This window comes from Streptomyces sp. bgisy159 (genome assembly GCF_057707805.1).
The window spans coordinates 147,764-167,243 of the sequence record NZ_JBYIQX010000010.1 but is presented as its reverse complement, the minus strand read 5'-3'; the positions used below and the strand labels follow the sequence as shown (position 1 = coordinate 167,243).

Sequence of the window (19,480 nt, the reverse complement as noted above, 5' to 3'; positions counted from 1 at the left end):
GGGATCTTCGTTGGCTGCAAGCTGGACTGCGGGTCGGTCCGCGGGCTGGTGCACGGGGCTCACCCGGCGCCCAGGCCGGCGTCGTCGACGGCCGGCTCGCCGGCCGCCGCGAGGACCTTGTTGAGCGGCCCGAGGTCGTAGATGCCGGCCAGTTCGGGCCGTTCCAGCAGACCGGCCCGTGCGGCGTGCCGCGCCTGGACGGCGAGCGTCGCGGCCAGCGGGTCGTCGGTGAACCGGATGGACGCCCAGGCCGGGCCGAGCACGTCGGCCGGCAGCGGCTTTCCGGCGTCGGCCTTGAGCTGGGCGTTGGCCGCGGCCTTCGCCTCGTCCGGGTGGGCGTTGATCCACCGGTTGGTCTCGACCGACGCCCTCAGCACCGCCTCGACGGCCTTCGGGTGCTCCGCGAGGAACTTCTGCGACACGATGATGTTCGTGATCACGAACTTCTCGTCCGGCCACAGGTCGGACTCGTCCAGCAGCACCTTCGCGCCCTCGGCCACCAGCTTCGACGCGGTCGGCTCCGGCACCCAGGCACCGTCGACGGAGCCGGACCGGTAGGCGTCGGGCACCACCTTGTTGTCCGTGCGCACCACCGACACGTCGCCCTTGCCGCTCTGGGCGTCGACCGTCCAGCCCTGTTCGGCGATCCAGTCGAGGAGGGCCACGTCCTGGGTGTTGCCGAGCTGCGGGGTGGCGATCCGCCTGCCCTCGACGTCCGCCGGGGTCCTGATCTTCTCCGGGTTCACCACCAGCTTCACCCCGCCCGAGGCGGAACCCCCGATGATGCGCAGGTTGCGGCCCTCGGACCGGGTGTAGCCGTTGACGGCCGGGGACGGCCCGATCCAGCCGATGTCCAGGGAGCCCGAGTTCAGCGCCTCGATCTCGGAGGGTCCCGCGTTGAACACCTGGTACCGCGCCCGGGTGGCGCCGAGGGCCTTCTGGAAGAAGCCCTCGTGGTGCGCGACCAGGGCCGTCCCGTGGGTCAGGTTGCCGAAGTAGCCGATCCTCACGGAGTCGAGTCCGTCGATCTTCTCCGCCCCGGCCGCGATCTGCTGGCGGGCGTCGGCGTCGACGGCCTTGGAGCCGTAACCGCAGGCGGCGAGCAGCAGCAGGGGGAGCACGGCGAGCACCGCGAGCGTGCGGCGGGGCACGGGGGTGGCAGGCACGGGAGGGGTTCCTCTCGGTGGCCCGGCGGTCACGGTCTCAGAGCGTGGCCGGGAGGTCGGCAGGGCGTTTTCGTCGATGACGACGGCTGCGGGTGTACGTCATCGCGCACATCGCGCTACCCCGCCCTGCCCGCAGCCCAGAGCGCCGCTGCCGACGCGGCCGCCCTCCTTGGCGAACGTGGACCAGTAGTCGGTGGGATGCATGTCAGAAGTCCCACCCGTCGTCCTCGGCGCCGTCCCGGACGGGCTCCGGGGCGGCGAAGGACTCGCCGACCATGCCGGCGGTCAGCGTGGTGCCGTCGGCGGGGTCGATCAGGATGAAGGAGCCGGTGCGGCGCGAGTCGGCGTAGGAGTCGACCGGCAGCGGCTCGGCGGTGCGGATCTTCACCCGGCCGATGTCGTTGGCGGCCAGCTGCCCCGGGTGCGGGTGCAGCGACAGGTCGTCCAGCGTGAGCCGGGACGGGATGTCCTTGACGATCGCCTTGACCGTGCGGGTGCCGTGCTTGAGCAGCACCCGGTGGCCGACGGTCAGCGGCTGGTCGGCGACGTGGCAGACGGTGGCCTCGACGTCCTGCGTGGTCGGCGGCGCGTCCTTGCTGGGCACGATCAGGTCGCCGCGCGAGACGTCGACGTCGTCCGCCAGCAGCACCGTCACCGACTGGGTGGTCCAGGCGACGTCGACCGGGCTGCCCAGCAGCTCGATCCCGGCGATCTTCGTGGCGCGGCCGGACGGCAGGATCGTCACGTCCTCGCCGACGTGGAAGGTACCGGCGGCGATCTGGCCGGCGTACCCCCGGTAGTCGGGGTGCTCGGCGGTCTGCGGCCGGATCACGTACTGCACGGGCAGTCGCGCGTGGCAGTGCGCCAGGTCGTGGCTGACCGGGACGGTCTCCAGGTGCTCCAGCACCGTCGGGCCGCCGTACCAGTCCATGTGGGCGGAGGGCTCCACCACGTTGTCGCCCTCCAGCGCCGAGATCGGGATCGCGGTGACCTCGGGAACGCCCAGCTCGGTCGCGTACGCCGTGAACTCCTCGGCGATGGCCGCGAACACGGACTCCTGGTAGCCGACCAGGTCCATCTTGTTCACGGCGAGCACGACGTGCGGGACGCGCAGCAGCGCGGCGATCGCGGCGTGCCGGCGGGTCTGCTCGACGACCCCGTTGCGGGCGTCGACGAGGATCACCGTCAGCTCGGCCGTGGAGGCGCCGGTGACCATGTTCCGGGTGTACTGCACGTGCCCGGGGGTGTCGGCCAGGATGAACCGGCGGCGCGGCGTGGCGAAGTAGCGGTAGGCCACGTCGATGGTGATGCCCTGCTCGCGCTCGGCGCGCAGACCGTCGGTCAGCAGCGCCAGGTCGGGCGCTTCCTGGCCGCGGTTGCGGGACGCGTGCTCCACGGCCTCCAGCTGGTCGGCGAGGACCGACTTGGAGTCGTGCAGGAGCCGGCCCACCAGGGTGGACTTGCCGTCGTCGACGGAACCGGCGGTGGCGAACCGCAGCAGGGTGGTGGCCGAGAGCGCCTCGGTCGTGGTCGTGCTCATGTTTAGAAGTACCCCTCGCGCTTGCGGTCTTCCATCGCGGCCTCGGAGAGCTTGTCGTCGGCGCGGGTGGCGCCGCGCTCGGTGAGCCGGGAGGCGGCGATCTCGGCGATCACGGCGTCCAGCGTGGTGGCGTCGGAGTCGACGGCGCCCGTGCAGGACATGTCACCGACGGTCCGGTAGCGGATCAGCCGCTTCTCGACGGTCTCGCCGTCCTTCGGCCCGCCCCACTCGCCGGCGGTCAGCCACATGCCGTTGCGGGCGAACACCTCGCGCTCGTGCGCGAAGTAGATCTCCGGCAGCTCGATGCCCTCGCGGGCGATGTACTGCCAGACGTCCAGCTCGGTCCAGTTCGACAGCGGGAACACCCGCACGTGCTCACCGGGCGCGTGCCGGCCGTTGTACAGGTTCCACAGCTCCGGCCGCTGGCGGCGCGGGTCCCACTGGGAGAACTCGTCCCGCAGGGAGAACACCCGCTCCTTGGCCCGCGCCTTCTCCTCGTCGCGCCGGCCGCCGCCGAAGACCGCGTCGAACCGCTCGCTCTGGATCTTCTCCGTCAGCGGCAGCGTCTGCAGCGGGTTGCGGGTGCCGTCCGGGCGCTCCTTGAGGACGCCGCGGTCGATGTAGTCCTGCACGGAGGCCACGTGCAGCCGCAGCCCGTGCTCGGCCACCGCGCGGTCGCGGTAGTCGATGACCTCCGGGAAGTTGTGCCCGGTGTCCACGTGCAGCAGCGCGAACGGCACCGGCGCCGGCGTGAACGCCTTCAGCGCCAGGTGCAGCATCACGATGGAGTCCTTGCCACCGGAGAACAGGATCACCGGGTTCTCGAACTCCCCGGCCACCTCACGGAAGATGTGGACGGCCTCGGACTCCAGGGCGTCCAGGTGGGAGAGGGCGTACGGGCTTTCCGTGTCCTCGTGGACGGCGGCGACGGTCGTCATGCCAGTCCCCTTTCGGTGAGCAGGGCGTACACCGACGCCGCGGACTCCTGCACGGTCTGGTTCTGGGACTCGATGCGCAGGTCGGGCGTCTCGGGCTCCTCGTAGGGGTCGTCGACCCCGGTGAGTCCGGTCAGCTCGCCCGCCGCCTGCTTGGCGTACAGGCCCTTCACATCGCGTACGGAGCACACCTCGACCGGCGTGGCCACGTGCACCTCCAGGTACGCGGTGCCGCCCTGCTGGTGGCGCTTGCGCACGGCCTCACGGCTGTCGGCGTAGGGCGCGATCACCGGGACGAGCGCCTTGACGCCGTTGCGGGCGAGCAGTTCGGCGAGGTAGCCGATGCGCTGCACGTTGGTGTGCCGGTCCTCGCGGCTGAAGCCGAGGCCCGCCGAGATGAACTCGCGGATCTCGTCGCCGTCGAGCACCTCGACGCGGTGGCCCTCCGCGCGCAGCCGGCCGGCCAGTTCGTGGGCGATGGTGGTCTTGCCGGCGCTCGGCAGCCCCGTGAGCCAGACGGTGGCTCCGCTCGTCACGTGAGTCTCCTGAGTCGTGGTGGTCGTCTGCGCCGTGGGGCGCGTCACTTCGGTCACAGCAGTAACAGCCGCGGCTGTGGATGCCGTGTGTGCGCCGTGGGCGGCGGTCATGCGTGCAGTCCGCACTCGGTCTTGGCGCTGCCGGCCCAGCGACCGGCACGGGCGTCCTCGCCCGCCAGGACCCGGCGGGTGCAGGGCGCGCAGCCGACCGAGGCGTAGCCGTCCATCAGCAGCGGGTTGGTCAGTACGCCGTGCTCGGCGACGTAGGCGTCCACGTCGTCCTGCGTCCAGCGCGCGATCGGCGAGACCTTGACCTTCTGCCGCTTCTCGTCCCAGCCGACCACCGGGGTGTTCGCCCGGGTCGGGGACTCGTCGCGGCGCAGCCCGGTCGCCCACGCCTGGTAGCCGGTGAGACCCTCCTCCAGCGGCTGGACCTTGCGGAGCCTGCAGCACAGGTCGGGGTCGCGGTCGTGCAGCTTCGGCCCGTACTCGGCGTCCTGCTCGGCGACCGTCCGGCGCGGGGTGAGGGTGATGACGTTGACGTCCATCACCGCCTCGACCGCGTCCCGGGTGCCGATGGTCTCGGGGAAGTGGTAGCCGGTGTCGAGGAACACCACGTCCACGCCCTTCAGGACGCGGGAAGCGAGGTGGGCGACCACCGCGTCCTCCATGGACGAGGTCACGCAGAAGGACGTCCCGAAGGTGTCCACCGCCCACTGGAGGATCTCCAGCGCGGAGGCGTCCTCCAGGTCGCGCCCCGCCTGCTCGGCGAGTGCCTTCAACTCATCGGCCGTGCGCTCCTGCTGAGCCGCCGTCATGTCCGGTCCCCTCCGTTTTCGGCCTGCCGCAGACCCCGGGCGAGCAGTCCGAGGAACTTCAGCTGGAATGCGCGGTTGCAGGCCCCGCACTCCCAGGTGCCGTGCCTGCCCTCCCCGGCTTCGCTCGGCCGGAGGTCCTCGTCGCCGCAGTAGGGGCAGTAGAAGGGCGCCGCGCGCTCGCTCACGACAGGGCCTCCTCGGAGGCGCGGGCCGCCCAGGCGGCGAACCGCTCGCCGTCCTCGCGCTCGGCCTGGAACCGCTTGAGGACGCGCTCGATGTAGTCCGGCAGTTCCTGCGCCGTCACCTTCAGGCCGCGCACCTTGCGGCCGAAGCCGGGCTCCAGGCCGAGGGCGCCGCCGAGGTGCACCTGGTAGCCCTCGACCTGCTCGCCACGGTCGTCGACGACCAGCTGGCCCTTGAGACCGATGTCCGCCACCTGGATACGGGCGCAGGCGTTCGGGCAGCCGTTGAGGTTGATGGTGATCGGCTCGTCGAACTCCGGGAGGCGGCGCTCCAGTTCGTCGATCAGCGTCGAGCCGCGCTGCTTGGTCTCCACGATGGCGAGCTTGCAGAACTCGATGCCGGTGCAGGCCATGGTGCCGCGCCGGAACGAGGACGGCCGCGCGGTGAGGTCCAGCGCTTCCAGACCGTCGACCAGCGAGTCGACCTGGTCCTCCGCGACATCGAGGACGATCATCTTCTGCTCGACCGTGGTACGCACCCGGCCCGAGCCGTGCGCCTCCGCCAGGTCGGCGATCTTCGTCAGCGTGGCGCCGTCGACGCGGCCGACGCGCGGCGCGAAACCGACGTAGAAGCGGCCGTCCTTCTGACGGTGCACGCCGATGTGGTCGCGCCACTGCTGGACGGGCTGCTCGGGGGCGGGCCCGTCGAGCAGCTTGCGCCCGCCGAGGTACTCGTCCTGAAGGACCTGGCGGAACTTCTCCGCGCCCCAGTCGGCGACCAGGAACTTCAGCCGGGCCCGGTTGCGCAGCCGGCGGTAGCCGTAGTCCCGGAAGATCGAGATGACGCCCTCGTAGACGTCGGGGACCTCGTCGATCGGCACCCAGGCACCGAGCCGTACGCCCAGCTTGGGGTTGGTGGACAGGCCGCCGCCGACCCACACGTCGAAGCCCGGGCCGTGCTCGGGGTGGCGGACGCCGACGAACGCGACGTCGTTGATCTCGTGCACCACGTCCAGCAGCGGTGAACCCGAGATGGCCGTCTTGAACTTGCGGGGGAGGTTGGAGTAGGCCGGGTTGTTCAGCACCCGGCGCTTCATCTCCTCCAGGGCCGGGGTGGCGTCGATGATCTCGTCCTCGGCGATGCCCGCGACGGGGGATCCGATCATCACGCGCGGGGTGTCGCCGCAGGCGGTCACCGTGGACAGGCCCACCGCCTCCAGCCGGTTCCAGATCTCGGGGACGTCCTCGATCCGGATCCAGTGGTACTGGACGTTCTGCCGGTCGGTGATGTCGGCGGTGCCGCGCGCGAACTCCTGGGAGATCTCACCGATGACCCGCAGCTGCGCCGTGGTCAGCGCGCCGCCGTCGACGCGGACGCGCAGCATGAAGTACTCGTCGTCCAGTTCCTCGGGCTCCAGGACCGCGGTCTTGCCGCCGTCGATCCCGGGCTTGCGCTGGGTGTAGAGGCCCCACCAGCGCATCCGGCCGCGCAGGTCGCTGGGGTCGATGGAGTCGAAACCCCGCTTGGAGTAGATCGTCTCAATGCGTGTCCGCACATTGAGACCGTCGTCGTCCTTCTTGGCCTGCTCGTTGCCGTTGAGCGGGGTGAAGTGGCCCATGGCCCACTGACCCTCACCGCGGTGACGGCTCACCTTGCGGCGGGGCGCGGAGGCGGCAGGATTCTGCGGGGTGGCGGCCATCGTGAATACGTCCTTCGGGACTGTCGGGACTTCGAGAAAAACTGCAGAACGGCTCTGACCTGCGCATACGGGCGCACGAGTGCGTTGCCGTGCGCCTCGTCGCGCACAGGGAGACCAAAGGGGGATGCGGCGGTGCTGTGGGCGTCAGCTCGCCGGACAGATGGCGCTGGACATGCGGCCGAGGTCGACGTGCCGCCGACTCACCAAGGCAATTCCAGTTCCAGGCATGACGGAAGCGTGTCATGGCGATCTGGACACAGTCCAGCTTTGTCCAAAATGCGGACACCCTTGTCCCGAAGAGTGGGACAAGGGTGGTGTCGGTCACATGGCGCGGACGAGGGGTTGTCCGCGCAGGTCGGGCGCGGTAGGCGCCGCGGTCTCAGCCGGCCTCGGGGTGGGCGCCCGGCCACGGCCCCGGGGCCGCCACCGCGCGCTGCTCCTCCACCTTGGTGTCGAACAGCCGGAAACCGCGCCGCTGGTAATTGGCCATGGCGTGCTCGCCGTCCAGGCTGCAGGTGTGCAGCCACACCCGCTTGGTCTCGGCCAGCCCCGGCCAGCGCTCCGCGAGGTCCCACGCGCGGGCGGTGCCGTACGACAACAGGTGCCCGCCGATGCGCCGGCCCCGGAACGCCGGGATCAGGCCGAAGTACTCGATCTCCACGACCCCGTCGTCCCCCGGGGTCAGCTCCACGTACCCCGCCGGTGTGCCCCGCTCGTAGGCCACCCAGGTCTCCACCCCCGGACGCGTCAGGTGCTCCCGCCACCGGGCGTACGACCAGCCCAGCCGGTCCACCCAGCGGATGTCCCCGCCCACGGACGCGTACAGGAACCGGCTGAACTCGGGGGAGGGCACCTCGGCGCGCGTCACCACCACCTCCTCGTCGGGTGCGGCGGCGGGCAGCAGGTCGGCCGGGGAGGTCTGCTCCAGGGACCAGGTGGTCACGGGGATGTTGCTCATGCCGGTCAGACAACCATCTACTCGGCCGATCTGTCGATGTCCGCCAGCTCCAGCGCGAACAGCGTCCGCCCCGACTGCGCCCACACCTCGCCGGTCCGGGGCCAGTAGGACAGCGACCGGGTGAGCCCGCTCCAGCAGCGGTGGACACCCGAGCCGCAGGTCGGGGAGCGCGCTCCCGCTCCGTCCTGCCGCCACAGCGTGCCGTGCTCGTGCCCCGGGGCGGCCGCCCGCGTCACGTACCAGGCGCCGTCGCGGGCCAGTACCCCGCGCACCCCGGTCGCCTTCGTCTCGTACACCTCGTCCGGCACCGCCCGCCCCGCGGCGTCCGTGACGAGCGGCCCGGAGCGCTCCGGCACGGCGCTGAACGCGTAGCGCCACAGGCGCGCTCGCCCGTCGCCGTCCGGGGTGGTCCGCTCGGCGGCGACCAGGCTGGGCGGGGTGGTGCTGCGGTCCAGCGACACGGAGGCGGTGGAGGGGGTTCCCGGGCCTCCGGCCGGACGGTAGGTGCCGACCGCGGGCAGGACGAACCGGGCGTGGTGCGCCGACCAGCCGCCGGGCACCCGGCCCACGGCGTCGCCGGGCGCGGTGGCCCGGTGGATCCGGTTGACGTCGTACACGTACAGCGCCGTGCGGTCGCCCTCGTCGGCGGTCACCAGCAGCCGGTCCCGGAACCAGACCATCCCCGCCACCCGCGACTCCAGGGCCCGGTAGTCCCGGCCGCCCTCCACGGGCACGACGAGCAGCACCCACGTGTAGCTGAGCCGCTCCGGATCGTCCGCGTCGACGAAGGCGACCCGAGCCAGACGGCCGCCGCCGTCCCTGCCACCGGGCCCCGGCGCGCCGTCCGGTACGACGGCGTCCCCGGCCTCGGCGGCACCGCTCGCGCCCGCCTCGTCCGTCGTGCCGCCCGCCTCGGTCGTCGTGCTCCCCGCGTCGGACGTCCCGTCCGGCTCCGTCTCGTCGCCGACCGTCGACCAGCCCGCGAGGATCACCTGGTGCGCACCCCAGCGGCCGTCGTCGGAGGCGTCACCTGAGGTGGTGACGGCACCGGCGTGCCAGCCGCGGGTGTCCTCGGCGTCCCAGCAGTACGCCCGGGTGGCCGCCGGCGCCTCGGGCAGCGCGCCCCGCTCATCGGGGGCGCAGTCGTCGGCGCCGCGCAGCGTGTGGTCGGCGTCGGCCAGCACCTCCCCGACACCGAGGGGGCGCCCCATGGCCGAGGCCAGCCGGTCGAGGGCGGCGCGCGGCACCGGCTCCTCCGCCAGCCGCGCCGCGCCGGCCTCGGCGCCGGTGGCGGCGAGGGACCTCAGTGCCCCGGGATCGTCGGTGACCGTCGCCTGGGACGCGCTGATCAGCGTGGCGGCGCCGGTGAGCGCCAGAGCGGTTCCGGCCAGGAACGCGCGCAGCGCCCTGCCGCGCCTGCGCCGGCGGTGTCGGCCCCGATGCTTCATTCGTCCTCCCGAGGCGAGCCAACTGCGCCCGGTGGTCCGTACGTTGACACAGGAGCAGGTGGGGTGGCCCGTAGGGGGGATGCTACGGCAGGGGACCCGGGCCGCGGACGAAGACTGCGCAGATACCCGGAAGATGTCCCGGCGGCCGCCCGAATGCGATAGGAATCAGCCACGTTCGCGCCCGGCGGCCACCGTAGGTGCCGAGGAGTGCGTGAGCAGGTCCCGAGGGTCGTCGGGCAGCAGCAGCTCGACGTCGGCGTCCTCGCTGAAGCGGTACGGGCGATGCTCCAGCAGACCCCCGAGATACCGCCGCACCCGCGACATCTCGGCCCGCACCGTCACCGTCCGCCCCGGGTCGCCGAACACCTCCCCGGCCAGGTCGGCCGCGCTGCGCCCCCCGTCGCGCACCGCGAGGAGGTACAACAACTCCGCGTGGCGCGGGCTCAGTTCGTGCGACCAGGTGCCCGCCGCCCCGGACACGCGCACCGACCAGCGGCGCGGCCGGGTCAAATCCAGCACGATCCGGGTGGTGCCCGGCGGCAGCGGCTCGTCGGCGGCCCGGATCAGCCAGCCCCCGTCCAGCGGCTCCACCGCGCACACCCCGAGCGCGGGCAGCCACCGGCGGCCCGGCAGCGGCGGCTTGGGCAACGTGATCCGGCTGGTGTACGGCATCCCGCTGACCGCCGCCGTCCAGCCGTCCCGGTCCACCACCGCGGCCCGGCCGCCCAGCCGGGCGAGGATCGGCGCCGCCACCGCCCGCAGCCGCTCCAGCGCCACCAGATGCCTCTCGCGCAGCCGCGCCTCCGCCAGCTTCGCCACCGAGTCCACCCAGGCCAGAGTGGCCGGATGCATCGTCTCCAGGGGGCCGCTGACATCCACCACGCCGATCAGCCGACCGTCCCGCGGGTCCGTGATCGGGGCGCCCGCACAGGTCCACGTGGTCTGCGAGCGCACGAAGTGCTCGGAGGCGAACACCTGGACCGGCCCCCGCACCACCGCCGGGGTGCCGATGCCGTTGGTGCCCACCACGTCCTCCCGCCAGTCGGCGCCGACTTCGAAGCCCAGCACGTCCGCCCGGCGCAGCACCGGCACGCAGCCCTCCCGCCACAGCACCCGGCCGTCCTCGTCGGCGACCACCATGATGTGGTGCGCGGTGTCCGCCACCGACAGCAGTCCCTCCCGCAGGACCGGCAGCACCTCCTTCAGTGGCGAGGCGTCCCGGCGCCGGCGCACCTCCTCGGAGCTCAGCAGCCCCGACCGGCGGTCGTGCTCCGGGTCCACACCGTGGCGCAGCATGCGCTCCCACGACTGCTCGATCACCGGGCGGGGCGCCACCCGCGCCCGCTGCCCGGCGAGCCTGGCGTCGCGCACCTCGCTGAGCACGCGCGCCGCCCGGGCGGCGTCCACGGCCGCGAGCTGCGCCACGTTCACGGGCGACTTCGCCACAAGGGCCTCCCGAAGAGCAGAAGCGGTCCGGCACACAGGGTTCACCAGAGGACGCGGGCGGGTGTCAAGCCGTCGGGCCGACGGTTTCCGGCCGCTCCGGTGCGTCTCATACTGCCGCCCCGCACGCACGGAAGGGCACACTCCGGTCACACCGTCAGCAAGTTGCAACCCTCTGCAACCCTGGTGCGCCCCCGCGCCGCTGATTGAAGATTGAGCAACGCCGTCCCGAGCGGCGTTTCTGGCCTCGCAGGGCCAATCCGGCGGGGGTGGTGCCGTGTCGGCGCAGCACCACCCCCGCCCCCCCCTTCAGCGCCGCTCGCGGCTCACGGCCTCCGGCCGGGCGACCGCCCCCCACGGCTCATTCCGGCCGGGCCCGGGCCACCACGGACGCCACGTCCAGGGAGTGCGGCAACGACCCGAAGGACGCGCCCGCGTCCCCGCCCAGCCGGCCCGCGCAGAACGCGTCGGCGACCTCCGGGGGAGCGAACCGGACCAGCAGCGCCCCCTGCAACACCAGGGCGAACCGTTCCGCCAGCCGTCGTGCCCGGGCCTCGGCCCCCTCCAGATCGGCCAGCTCCGTCAGCAGGTCCTTGATCGCCGTGTCCAGCCGGTGGTCCGCCCCCCGCGCCAGACCGACCTCCCGCAGATAGGCGTCCAACGCCGCCGGCTCGCGCCGCAGCGCCCGCAGCACGTCCAGCGCCTGCACATTGCCGGCGCCCTCCCAGATCGAGTTCAGCGGCGACTCGCGCACCAGCCGGGGCATCCCGGACTCCTCGACGTAGCCGTTGCCGCCCAGGCACTCCGCGGCCTCCACGACCACCGGCGCGCACCGCTTGGTCACCCAGTACTTCGCGGCCGGCACCGCGACGCGCAGCAGCGCCCGCTCGCTCTCGCTCCCGTCGTCGCAGGCCGCCGCGAGCCGCATGGCCAGCGTCGTCGCCGCCTCCGACTCCAGCGCGAGATCCGCCAGCACGTTGCGCATCAGCGGCTTGTCGACCAGCTTCCCGCCGAACGCCTCCCGGTGGTCGCAGTGGTGCACGGCCTGCGCGACCGCCTGCCGCATCAGCCCCGCCGAGCCCAGCACACAGTCCAGACGGGTGGCCGCCACCATGTCGATGATGGTGCGCACCCCCCGCCCCTCCGGGCCGACCCGGCGCGCCCACGTCCCGTCGAACTCGACCTCGGCGGAGGCGTTCGACCGGTTGCCCAGCTTGTCCTTGAGGCGTTGCAGCAGGAACGGGTTGCGGGTGCCGTCGTCCAGCACCCGCGGCACCAGGAAACAGGTCAGACCGCCCTCTCCCGCCGACGGGGCCGCCTGGGCCAGCACCAGGAACCCGTCCGACATCGGCGCCGAGCAGAACCACTTGTGCCCGGTCAGCTCGTACGCTCCCGCCTCGGCGAGCGGCCGCGCCGACGTGGTGTTCGCCCGGACGTCGCTGCCGCCCTGCTTCTCCGTCATCGCCATGCCGAACAGGGCACCCGCCTTCTGCCCTGCGGGCCGCAGCTGCCGCTCGTACAGCCTCGACGTCAGCCGCGGCTCCCACTCGGCGGCCAGCTCCGGCTCGGCGCGCAGCGCCGGGACCGCCGCGTGCGTCATGGACAGCGGACAGCAGGTGCCGGCGTCGACCTGTGTCCACACCAGGAACCCGGCGGCCCGCCGTACATGCCCGCCGGGCCGGGTCCACGCGGCCGTCAGGCCGGCCCCGGCACCCTTGCCGAGCAGCCGGTGCCAGGCCGGGTGGAACTCCACCTCGTCGATGCGCCGCCCGTAGCGGTCGTGGGTGTGCAGCCGGGGCGGGTTCTCGTCGGCCTGCACGGCCCACTCCCGCAGCTGGGCCGACCCGGCGGCCCGGCCCAGGGCCGAGAGCTCGCTTCTCGCCTCGCCGAGCACCGCCGGGTCCAGATGTCGCTCGACGGCCGCCACCAGGGCACGATCGGCGCCGTAGACGTCGTATCCGATCAGAGGAGGGGGCTGGTTGATCACGGAGTGCGTGCTGCCTGCCATACCGCGAACCTACCCCGACGCAGGGCCCACCGGGGATGAGTGCACCCTCGTACGGCGGATACCTTTAGGACGTGCAGCCAGCAAGTCAGTCACCCGAGCAACCCGGAGCCGCCGCGGGGCGTCTGCACCGGGCGCGTGCCCTCTACCGGAACGTCTCCAAGCGACGGACCGCCTGGCTGCTCCTGAAGGACACGGTCAACTCCTGCATCGAGTACCGCATCCTCGGCCTCGCCGCCGAGGCGGCCTTCTTCACGCTGCTGTCCGTGCCGCCGCTGCTGCTCAGCCTCATCGGACTCCTCGGCTACGTCGACGACTGGACCGGCACCGACACCATCACCAGCCTGGAGACCAACCTGCTGGAGGCCTCCCGCACGGTCCTGTCCGACAAGGGCGTCCAGCAGATCGCCCAGCCGATCCTCGACGACGTGATGAAGGGCGGCCGGCCCGACGTCATCTCCATAGGGTTCCTGTTCGCCCTGTGGTCGGGTTCACGCGCGGTCAACGTCTTCATCGACACGATCACCGTCATGTACGGCCTGGACGGCGTCCGGGGCATCGTCAAGACCCGGCTGGTCGCCTTCCTGCTGTTCATCGCCGCGCTGCTGATCGGCTCGGTCGCGCTGCCGCTGATGGTGGCCGGGCCGGACGCCGTCGTGCGGCTCGTGCCGGGGTCGGCGACCCTCGTGCAGGTGCTCTACTGGCCGGTGGTCCTCGTCCTGTCGGTCGTCTTCCTCACGACCCTGTACCACGTCTCCGTGCCGGTGCGCTCCCCGTGGATCGAGGACGTCCCGGGCGCGCTGGTCGCCCTCGGCATGTGGGTGCTCGGCAGCTTCCTGCTCCGCCTCTACCTGCAGAGCACCATCGAGGGGGCCACGATCTACGGCTCGCTCGCCGCCGCCGTCGCCGTCCTGCTGTGGATCGGCGTGTCCGCCTTCGCCGTGCTGGTCGGGGCCGCCGTCAACGCCGCGATCGACCGTGTGTGGCCGGCCGCCGCGACCGCCGCCGCCCGCGCGGCCAACGAGCGGCTGCGGGAGGAGGAGGCCGCCGAGTACGTCGCCCGCATCGCCGCCGCCCGCGCCCACGAGGACCCGGACGACCCCGACATGCCGTCCGAGTTCCCCGAGCGCTGGTCCCGCTTCCTCCCACCCGAGGACGTCACGGGCCGCCTGCGCACGACGGCGCGTACGGCCCACAAGGGGGGTCCCGGGGACGGCGGCACGCCGAGGGAGAAGTAGCGGCGCCGGGGCGCGCCCGTCCGCAAGTCCCGGCCGGCCCGCCTGGGGCCGTGCGGGCCGCGGGGCGTGCGGGCCGCGGGTCCCCCGCCCCCGCGGGGGCAGTGCGGGCCGCGGGTCCACCGCCCCAGCCACCGCCGTGGCCCGTACGAAGGCCGTGGCCCGCGCCGCTCGGCCGCCCGCGCGTGCTTCCACCGCACGAGCGCGCGCATACGCTGACGCCATGGACGTACTCGCCGGGCTGCTGGACGGGCCGCGCGCCAGGGGCGCCTTCATGATCCGCGCATGTTTCGACCCGCCCTGGAGCGTACGGGTCGAGGACCGGGCCCCGCTGACGGTGATGCTCGTGGTGCGTGGCGACGCGTGGATCCTGCCGGACGCGGGGGAGCGGGTACGGCTGGCGGCGGGCGACCTCGCCATAGCGCGCGGGCCCGACGCCTACGCGTGCGCCGACGATCCCGGAACCGCCCCGCAGGCCGTGATCCTGCCCGGCGGCCGGTGCACCTACCCCGACGGGCGCTCGCTGAACGGGTCCATGGACCTGGGCGTGCGCACGTGGGGCAACCGGCTGGACGGGGAGACGGTCGTCCTGATCGGCACCTACCAGATGGCGGGCGAGATCAGCCGCCGGCTGCTGGCCGCGCTGCCGCCGTTGCTCCACCTGCCCGCCGACCGGTGGCCCTCCCCGCTGACGCCGCTGCTCGCGGAGGAGATCGTCCGAGAGGAACCCGGCCAGGAGGTCGTCCTGGACCGGATGCTGGACCTGCTGGTCATCTCCGCGCTGCGGGCCTGGTTCGCCCGCCCGGAGGGGGCGGCACCGGCCTGGTACCGGGCGCTCGGCGACCCCGTGGTGGGACGGGTCCTGCGTCTCCTCCAGGACGACCCGGCCCGCCCGTGGACGGTGGCGGCGCTGGCGGCCGAGGCGGGCGTGTCGCGGGCCGCCCTGGGCCGCCGCTTCACCGACCTGGTCGGCGAACCCCCGATGACCCACCTCACCGGATGGCGCCTGGCCCTGGCCGCCGACCGCCTGCGCGACACCGAGGACACCATCGGGGCGATCGCCCGGCAGGTCGGGTACGGCAGCGCCTTCGCGCTGTCCGCCGCGTTCAAGCGGGTCCACGGGGTGAGCCCGCAGGAGTACCGGGGCCGCCTGGTGGCCGTGTAGCGGCGCGGGACGGGCCCCCGTACGACCCGGGCCCGATCGGCCCCGCCGTACGGCCGGGCGGGCGGCCCCGCTGTACGGCCGGCCCGGGCGGACCCGCCGGAAGGGCCCTAGCCTGTCCGTGTGTACCAGGAGCGCCCCTCCCGACTTCCCGGTGCGGTCCTCTGGAGCAACGAGCCCTCGGCGGCCGCCCCCCGGCCGGTGCTGCCCGACGGCTGCATGGACCTGCTGTGGCACGAGGGCCGCCTCCTGGTCGCCGGCCCCGACACCCACGCCCACACGCCCGGCGGCCCGCCCACCCCCTGGTCCGGCGTCCGCCTCTTCCCCGGCACGGCACCGGACCTCCTGGGCGTCCCGGCCCACGAACTGCTCGACCGCCGCGTGGACCTGGCCGACCTCTGGCCGGCCGCCCGGGTACGCCGGCTGACCGCCGGGGTCGAGGCGGCCCCCTGCCCCGCCCGGGCCCTTGAGGAGATCGCCCTCGCGTACGCGGCCCCGCCCGAACCGGCCCTGCGCAGGCTGGTCACCGCGCTCGCCGAGGGCCGCCCGGTCGGCGCGCTCGCCGACGAACTCGGCCTCAGCGCGCGCCAGCTGCACCGGCGCTCGCGGCACGCGTTCGGCTACGGCCCGAAGACCCTGGCCCGCGTCCTGCGCCTTCAGCGCGCCGTGGCGCTGGCCCGCGACGGCGTACCCCTCGCGACGACGGCGATCCGGTCCGGTTACGCGGACCAGGCCCACCTCGCCCGCGACGTGCGGGAGCTGACGGGCCGCACCCCCAAGGACCTGCTGCGAGGGTCCTAGAGCCCTGCTGACGGATCCCCGTGGCGTCCCAGCGGCGCGAACAGATCCACCCCGTTGCCGTCCGGGTCGTGCACGACGGCGTACCGCTGCCCCCACACGGCGTCCCAGGGCCCCAGCTCACCGTGGTACCCGGCGCCCACCAGCTCCTCGTACACCCGGTCGACCTCCTCCGGACCGGCACAGAGGAACGCGAGCGAGGCCCGTCCGCTCCCGGACGGCGCACGCCAGTCCGGGTGGAAGGACCGCACACCCGCCTCGGTGTCCAGCAGCAGCCGCATCCCGCCGCCCAGGCCGGCCTCCGCGTGCGGCCCCTCCTCGGCCCCCTCGGGGAAGGCGAGTCCGAGCCGGCGGTAGAAGGCGACAGCGGCGGCCATGTCGGAGACGACGAGTCCGACGGCGTCGCACCGCGGAGTCACCCGTGAGGTGGTCCGCGCGGCCGCGCGCGAAGTCGTACGTGAACCCGTAGACGCACCTGTATGTGAACCCGTATGTGAACCCATACGCCGACCGTAGGCTGCTCCCGCCCTGCCGGTCTTGAACGAATCGGACACGTCGGCGGAGCCACACCCGGGCCGCCCTCGTGGAACCCCGGTGCGTCAGGATGGCCGCATGATCCGTTCCGTACGCGCCCTGCCGGCCCTCCTCCTGGTCGCCCTCCTGACCGCCGGCTGCGGCACCGAGGAGCCGGGCTCCCCGTCCGCCGCCCCGGCCGGAACCGGCGCCCCGACGGGAACCGCCACCCCGACCGGAACCGGCGCCCCGGCACCCGCAGACCCGGCCGAACTCGCGTCCCGAGCACAAGCGTTGGGCATAGCGCCGGAGCACGTCTACACCACCGAGGCACCCGGCTACACCCTCGCCCGGCAGTCCGTCGGCGTCTACGGCGGGGACGGCTTCTCCGCGACCTACGTCTCGCCCGGCACCGGCGCCCAGCTCCACCTCTACGTCGACCGGGGCACCCTGACCGCCGAGAACTGCCCCATCTGGCCCGCCACCGACGACTCCGCGGCCAGCACGCCCTGCACCCGCGACGGCGACGCCTGGGTCCGGGGCACCGGGAAGGCCACGGGCTACCTCGTCCCCCGTCAGGGCCACGTCGTCCGCGTCACCGGCGAGAACGTCCCCCGCGCCGTCCTGCGCACCGCCGCCACCCGCCTCCACCGCCCCACCGCCGAGGAACTCGACGCCCTCCTCCCGCCCGCCCCGGCGAGCGGCGGCGAGCCGGTGGAACGCGGAGACCTCCCGCCCGTGGGGGACGCAGCCCCCGACAACGACGTCAACACGGGCGGCTGACCGGGCGGGACGGCGGTCCGGCAGCCGGAACCCTCGCCCCGAGCGGAACGCCGGACGGGAGCGGGCGCGGCCGTAGGGTCGGAGCATGACCGCGCGACTGCTCGTGTACACCCGCACCACCGACTACCGTCATGACTCCATCCCGGCCGGCGTCGCCGCCCTGCGGGCGCTGGGGGAGTACGACGTCGACCACAGCGAGGAACCGGCGGCGCTGGAAGGACCGCTGGACCGGTACGCGGCCGTGGTCTTCCTGTCCACGAGCGGCGAGGTGCTGACCCCGGCGGGGCGGGAGCGGCTCGCCGCGTACGTGGAGGCGGGCGGGGCGTTCGTGGGGGTGCACGCCGCGGCCTGCACCGAGTACGGGTGGCCGTACTACGGGGAGTTGCTCGGGACCTGGTTCGAACGGCACCCCGACCACCAGCCGGGCAAGGCGGTCGTCGAGGACCACGACCACCCCGCCACCCGGGGGCTGCCCGCCGTCTGGGACCTCACCGACGAGTGGTACGACTTCCGCGGCAACCCGCGTCCGGTGGTCCGGGTGCTGCTGAGGGCGGACGAGACGTCGTACGAGGGCGGGGGGATGGGGCCTGACCACCCGCTCGCCTGGTGCCGTGACCAGGGCGCCGGCCGGGTGTTCTACACCGCGCTCGGACACGCCCCGGAAGCCTACGAGGACGCGCTGTTCCTCGCCCACCTGCGAGGGGGGATCGACTGGGCGGCGGCAGCCTCCGGGCGTACCGGCCGCGGGGGGCGGTGACCCGGGAGCCGGCCGGCGCATCCGGGGCCCGGTCCGGCACCGTTGCCGATGAGGGGGGCGAGGGAAAACACGGCAGCCGCGGCGCTGCGCAGGAGGACCGCGGCCGCACTCGCTGCCGGGAAAAGGGTTGGGCGGACCGACCGGCCGGCTGGTACGTTGCGAGGGACCGTGACTTCGCCGGAGGAGGTGAGACCCGTGAACGCTGTATCGAGATGGGTGCTCCCTCTCTCCGTCACGGTGTTCGACTGACCTGGGTGTCGTCGGGAGCGCCTGTGTGACAAGGCACTCCTGAGAGGCGAACACCCATGAACACCGTGATGATCACGCGGGTCACGCAGACCGAGTGGCAGGCCGTGGCCGACGACCGGATCGTCGGCCGGGGCGATGTCTCGCACCGGCCCGACGGACGGCGGTTCATCAGCATCGACGCATGGCAGGACGCGGCCTTCGACCGGATCGCCGCCGCGATGCTCACGGACCTCCCCGAGCCGCTGCACACCCTGGTCGGCGAGGCCGACGACGAGTCCCGAGATCACTGGGAACGGCTCGGCTTCGCCGTCGGACGCCGCGAGTCGGAGTACGTCCTGCCCACCGACCCCGGCGAAACCGGGCTCGGCGCCCTTCGACTCCCCGCCGGAGTGACGGTCCTGCCCGCCGGCGAGGCCGACGAGAGCCCGCTGCGCGCGCTGGACCGCGCGCTCCGTGAAGAGATCGAAGCCACCGTCGGCTGGCGTACCATGCCGGCCGAGGTACTGCCCCAGCCGGCCGTGCCCGTTCCGGTCGACCCGTCGAAGTACGCGGTGGCGGTGCGCGACGGCGCGTACGTCGGACTGGTGCGGGTCGCGCCGGTGCCCCGCCGGGCGCGGATCGGGCTGCTCGCCGTCGAGGCCGGTCACCGCCGGCACGGCATCGGGCGCGCGCTGCTGGCCCACGCCCTGGGCGAGCTGCACCGCGCCGGGCGCGACTCGGCCTGGGCCGAGGTGGACGCGTCCAACACGCCGGCGTCCGCGCTGGTCGAGAGCGCCGGCGCCCGGCGAACGGGCGGTTACCAGGAACTGGTACGCCGATGACCCCCCGTCCGCACACTCCCCCACGACCCTGACCTCACACGACCCATCGCCCCGCCCACGACCCACAGGACCCACAGGACCCACCGACCCCGCCCGACACACAGAATCGAGAAGCGAGAGACCTTGGCCAGAACCGCAAGCGGCCTGGAAGTCGAGGGCACCGTCCTCGAATGCCTGCGCAACGCCACTTTCACGGTGGAATTGGAGAACGGGCACCACGTGCTCGCACACATCAGCGGGAAGATCCGCAAGAACCGCATCAGGATCCTCCCGTACGACCGCGTCCTCGTGGAGCTCAGCCCCTACGACCTGACCCGCGGCCGGATTCTCTACCGGTACCGGAACTGAGCGGCGGCGACGCGCGCCCGTGCCCCCGGGCGCGCGTCGACCGCACGCCCCACCGCTCCCCGCGACAACGCCCTGATCGCCGA

At 73.3% G+C, this 19,480-nt stretch carries 20 protein-coding genes; 7 read left to right on the top strand and 13 right to left on the bottom strand.

The window, feature by feature from the left end:
• Positions 1-59: 59 nt before the first annotated feature.
• The 12 genes from AC3ET3_RS13105 to AC3ET3_RS13050 all read right to left on the bottom strand — a co-directional run bounded on the left by AC3ET3_RS13105 (position 60) and on the right by AC3ET3_RS13050 (position 12,734).
• The gene (locus AC3ET3_RS13105; protein WP_432135773.1) at positions 60-1,166 is read right to left on the bottom strand and encodes an aliphatic sulfonate ABC transporter substrate-binding protein; all 1,107 of its coding nucleotides are present in this window, start codon (positions 1,164-1,166) and stop codon (positions 60-62) included.
• Positions 1,167-1,371: 205 nt separating this feature from the next.
• Entirely contained in the window at positions 1,372-2,706 is a 1,335-nt protein-coding gene (locus tag AC3ET3_RS13100; protein WP_432135772.1) for a sulfate adenylyltransferase subunit 1, read from the bottom strand.
• Between the two features lie 2 nt (positions 2,707-2,708).
• Complete coding sequence (gene cysD / locus AC3ET3_RS13095) at positions 2,709-3,644, bottom strand: sulfate adenylyltransferase subunit CysD (RefSeq protein WP_432135771.1); 936 nt, start codon at positions 3,642-3,644, stop codon at positions 2,709-2,711.
• Positions 3,641-4,177: an adenylyl-sulfate kinase gene (gene cysC / locus AC3ET3_RS13090; RefSeq protein ID WP_432135770.1), complete on the bottom strand. Its 537-nt coding sequence runs from the start codon at positions 4,175-4,177 to the stop codon at positions 3,641-3,643. Before cysC ends, cysD begins: the two co-directional genes overlap by 4 nt.
• 107 nt (positions 4,178-4,284) lie before the next feature.
• Complete coding sequence (locus tag AC3ET3_RS13085; protein ID WP_432135769.1) at positions 4,285-4,995, bottom strand: phosphoadenylyl-sulfate reductase; 711 nt, start codon at positions 4,993-4,995, stop codon at positions 4,285-4,287.
• On the bottom strand, positions 4,992-5,180 hold the full coding sequence (locus AC3ET3_RS13080) for a hypothetical protein (protein WP_432135768.1): 189 nt from the start codon (positions 5,178-5,180) through the stop codon (positions 4,992-4,994). Before AC3ET3_RS13080 ends, AC3ET3_RS13085 begins: the two co-directional genes overlap by 4 nt.
• A complete protein-coding gene (locus AC3ET3_RS13075) occupies positions 5,177-6,877 on the bottom strand; it encodes a nitrite/sulfite reductase (RefSeq protein ID WP_432135767.1) in 1,701 nt (566 codons plus the stop codon). Before AC3ET3_RS13075 ends, AC3ET3_RS13080 begins: the two co-directional genes overlap by 4 nt.
• Positions 6,878-7,021: 144 nt before the next feature.
• Positions 7,022-7,105 carry a putative leader peptide gene (locus AC3ET3_RS13070; protein WP_310739661.1) on the bottom strand — a complete coding sequence of 28 codons (84 nt, stop codon included), beginning with the start codon at positions 7,103-7,105 and terminating at the stop codon, positions 7,022-7,024.
• Between the two features lie 151 nt (positions 7,106-7,256).
• A complete protein-coding gene (locus tag AC3ET3_RS13065) occupies positions 7,257-7,835 on the bottom strand; it encodes a GNAT family N-acetyltransferase (protein ID WP_432156278.1) in 579 nt (192 codons plus the stop codon).
• Positions 7,836-7,852: 17 nt separating this feature from the next.
• Complete coding sequence (locus AC3ET3_RS13060; protein WP_435612163.1) at positions 7,853-9,283, bottom strand: hypothetical protein; 1,431 nt, start codon at positions 9,281-9,283, stop codon at positions 7,853-7,855.
• Positions 9,284-9,448: 165 nt separating this feature from the next.
• Positions 9,449-10,729, bottom strand: a complete 1,281-nt coding sequence (locus AC3ET3_RS13055; protein WP_432135764.1) for a GAF domain-containing protein — start codon at positions 10,727-10,729, stop codon at positions 9,449-9,451.
• Positions 10,730-11,087: 358 nt separating this feature from the next.
• Positions 11,088-12,734 (bottom strand): acyl-CoA dehydrogenase family protein, encoded by a 1,647-nt coding sequence (locus tag AC3ET3_RS13050; RefSeq protein WP_432135763.1) that lies wholly within the window; start codon positions 12,732-12,734, stop codon positions 11,088-11,090.
• Between the two features lie 71 nt (positions 12,735-12,805).
• Between AC3ET3_RS13050 and AC3ET3_RS13045 the strand changes: the two genes are divergently transcribed.
• The 3 genes from AC3ET3_RS13045 (at position 12,806) to AC3ET3_RS13035 (ending at position 15,929) form a co-directional block, all read left to right on the top strand.
• Positions 12,806-13,969: a YihY/virulence factor BrkB family protein gene (locus AC3ET3_RS13045; RefSeq protein WP_435612162.1), complete on the top strand. Its 1,164-nt coding sequence runs from the start codon at positions 12,806-12,808 to the stop codon at positions 13,967-13,969.
• 220 nt (positions 13,970-14,189) lie between these two features.
• Positions 14,190-15,131 (top strand): AraC family transcriptional regulator, encoded by a 942-nt coding sequence (locus AC3ET3_RS13040; RefSeq protein WP_432135761.1) that lies wholly within the window; start codon positions 14,190-14,192, stop codon positions 15,129-15,131.
• A gap of 120 nt (positions 15,132-15,251) precedes the next feature.
• The gene (locus AC3ET3_RS13035; RefSeq protein ID WP_432135760.1) at positions 15,252-15,929 is read left to right on the top strand and encodes a helix-turn-helix transcriptional regulator; all 678 of its coding nucleotides are present in this window, start codon (positions 15,252-15,254) and stop codon (positions 15,927-15,929) included.
• On the opposite strand, the gene AC3ET3_RS13030 is transcribed toward AC3ET3_RS13035, so the two are convergent.
• A complete protein-coding gene (locus AC3ET3_RS13030) occupies positions 15,926-16,480 on the bottom strand; it encodes a VOC family protein (RefSeq protein ID WP_432135759.1) in 555 nt (184 codons plus the stop codon). The two genes, AC3ET3_RS13035 and AC3ET3_RS13030, sit on opposite strands and share 4 nt — an antisense overlap.
• 58 nt (positions 16,481-16,538) lie before the next feature.
• Between AC3ET3_RS13030 and AC3ET3_RS13025 the strand changes: the two genes are divergently transcribed.
• From AC3ET3_RS13025 to infA, 4 genes are all read left to right on the top strand, one after another.
• A complete protein-coding gene (locus tag AC3ET3_RS13025; RefSeq protein ID WP_435612161.1) occupies positions 16,539-17,222 on the top strand; it encodes a hypothetical protein in 684 nt (227 codons plus the stop codon).
• An 85-nt stretch (positions 17,223-17,307) separates the two neighbouring features.
• Positions 17,308-17,979 (top strand): ThuA domain-containing protein, encoded by a 672-nt coding sequence (locus AC3ET3_RS13020; RefSeq protein ID WP_432135757.1) that lies wholly within the window; start codon positions 17,308-17,310, stop codon positions 17,977-17,979.
• Positions 17,980-18,284: 305 nt separating this feature from the next.
• Positions 18,285-19,049 carry a GNAT family N-acetyltransferase gene (locus AC3ET3_RS13015; protein ID WP_435612160.1) on the top strand — a complete coding sequence of 255 codons (765 nt, stop codon included), beginning with the start codon at positions 18,285-18,287 and terminating at the stop codon, positions 19,047-19,049.
• Positions 19,050-19,172: 123 nt separating this feature from the next.
• The gene (gene infA / locus AC3ET3_RS13010; RefSeq protein WP_432135755.1) at positions 19,173-19,397 is read left to right on the top strand and encodes a translation initiation factor IF-1; all 225 of its coding nucleotides are present in this window, start codon (positions 19,173-19,175) and stop codon (positions 19,395-19,397) included.
• Positions 19,398-19,480: the final 83 nt, after the last annotated feature.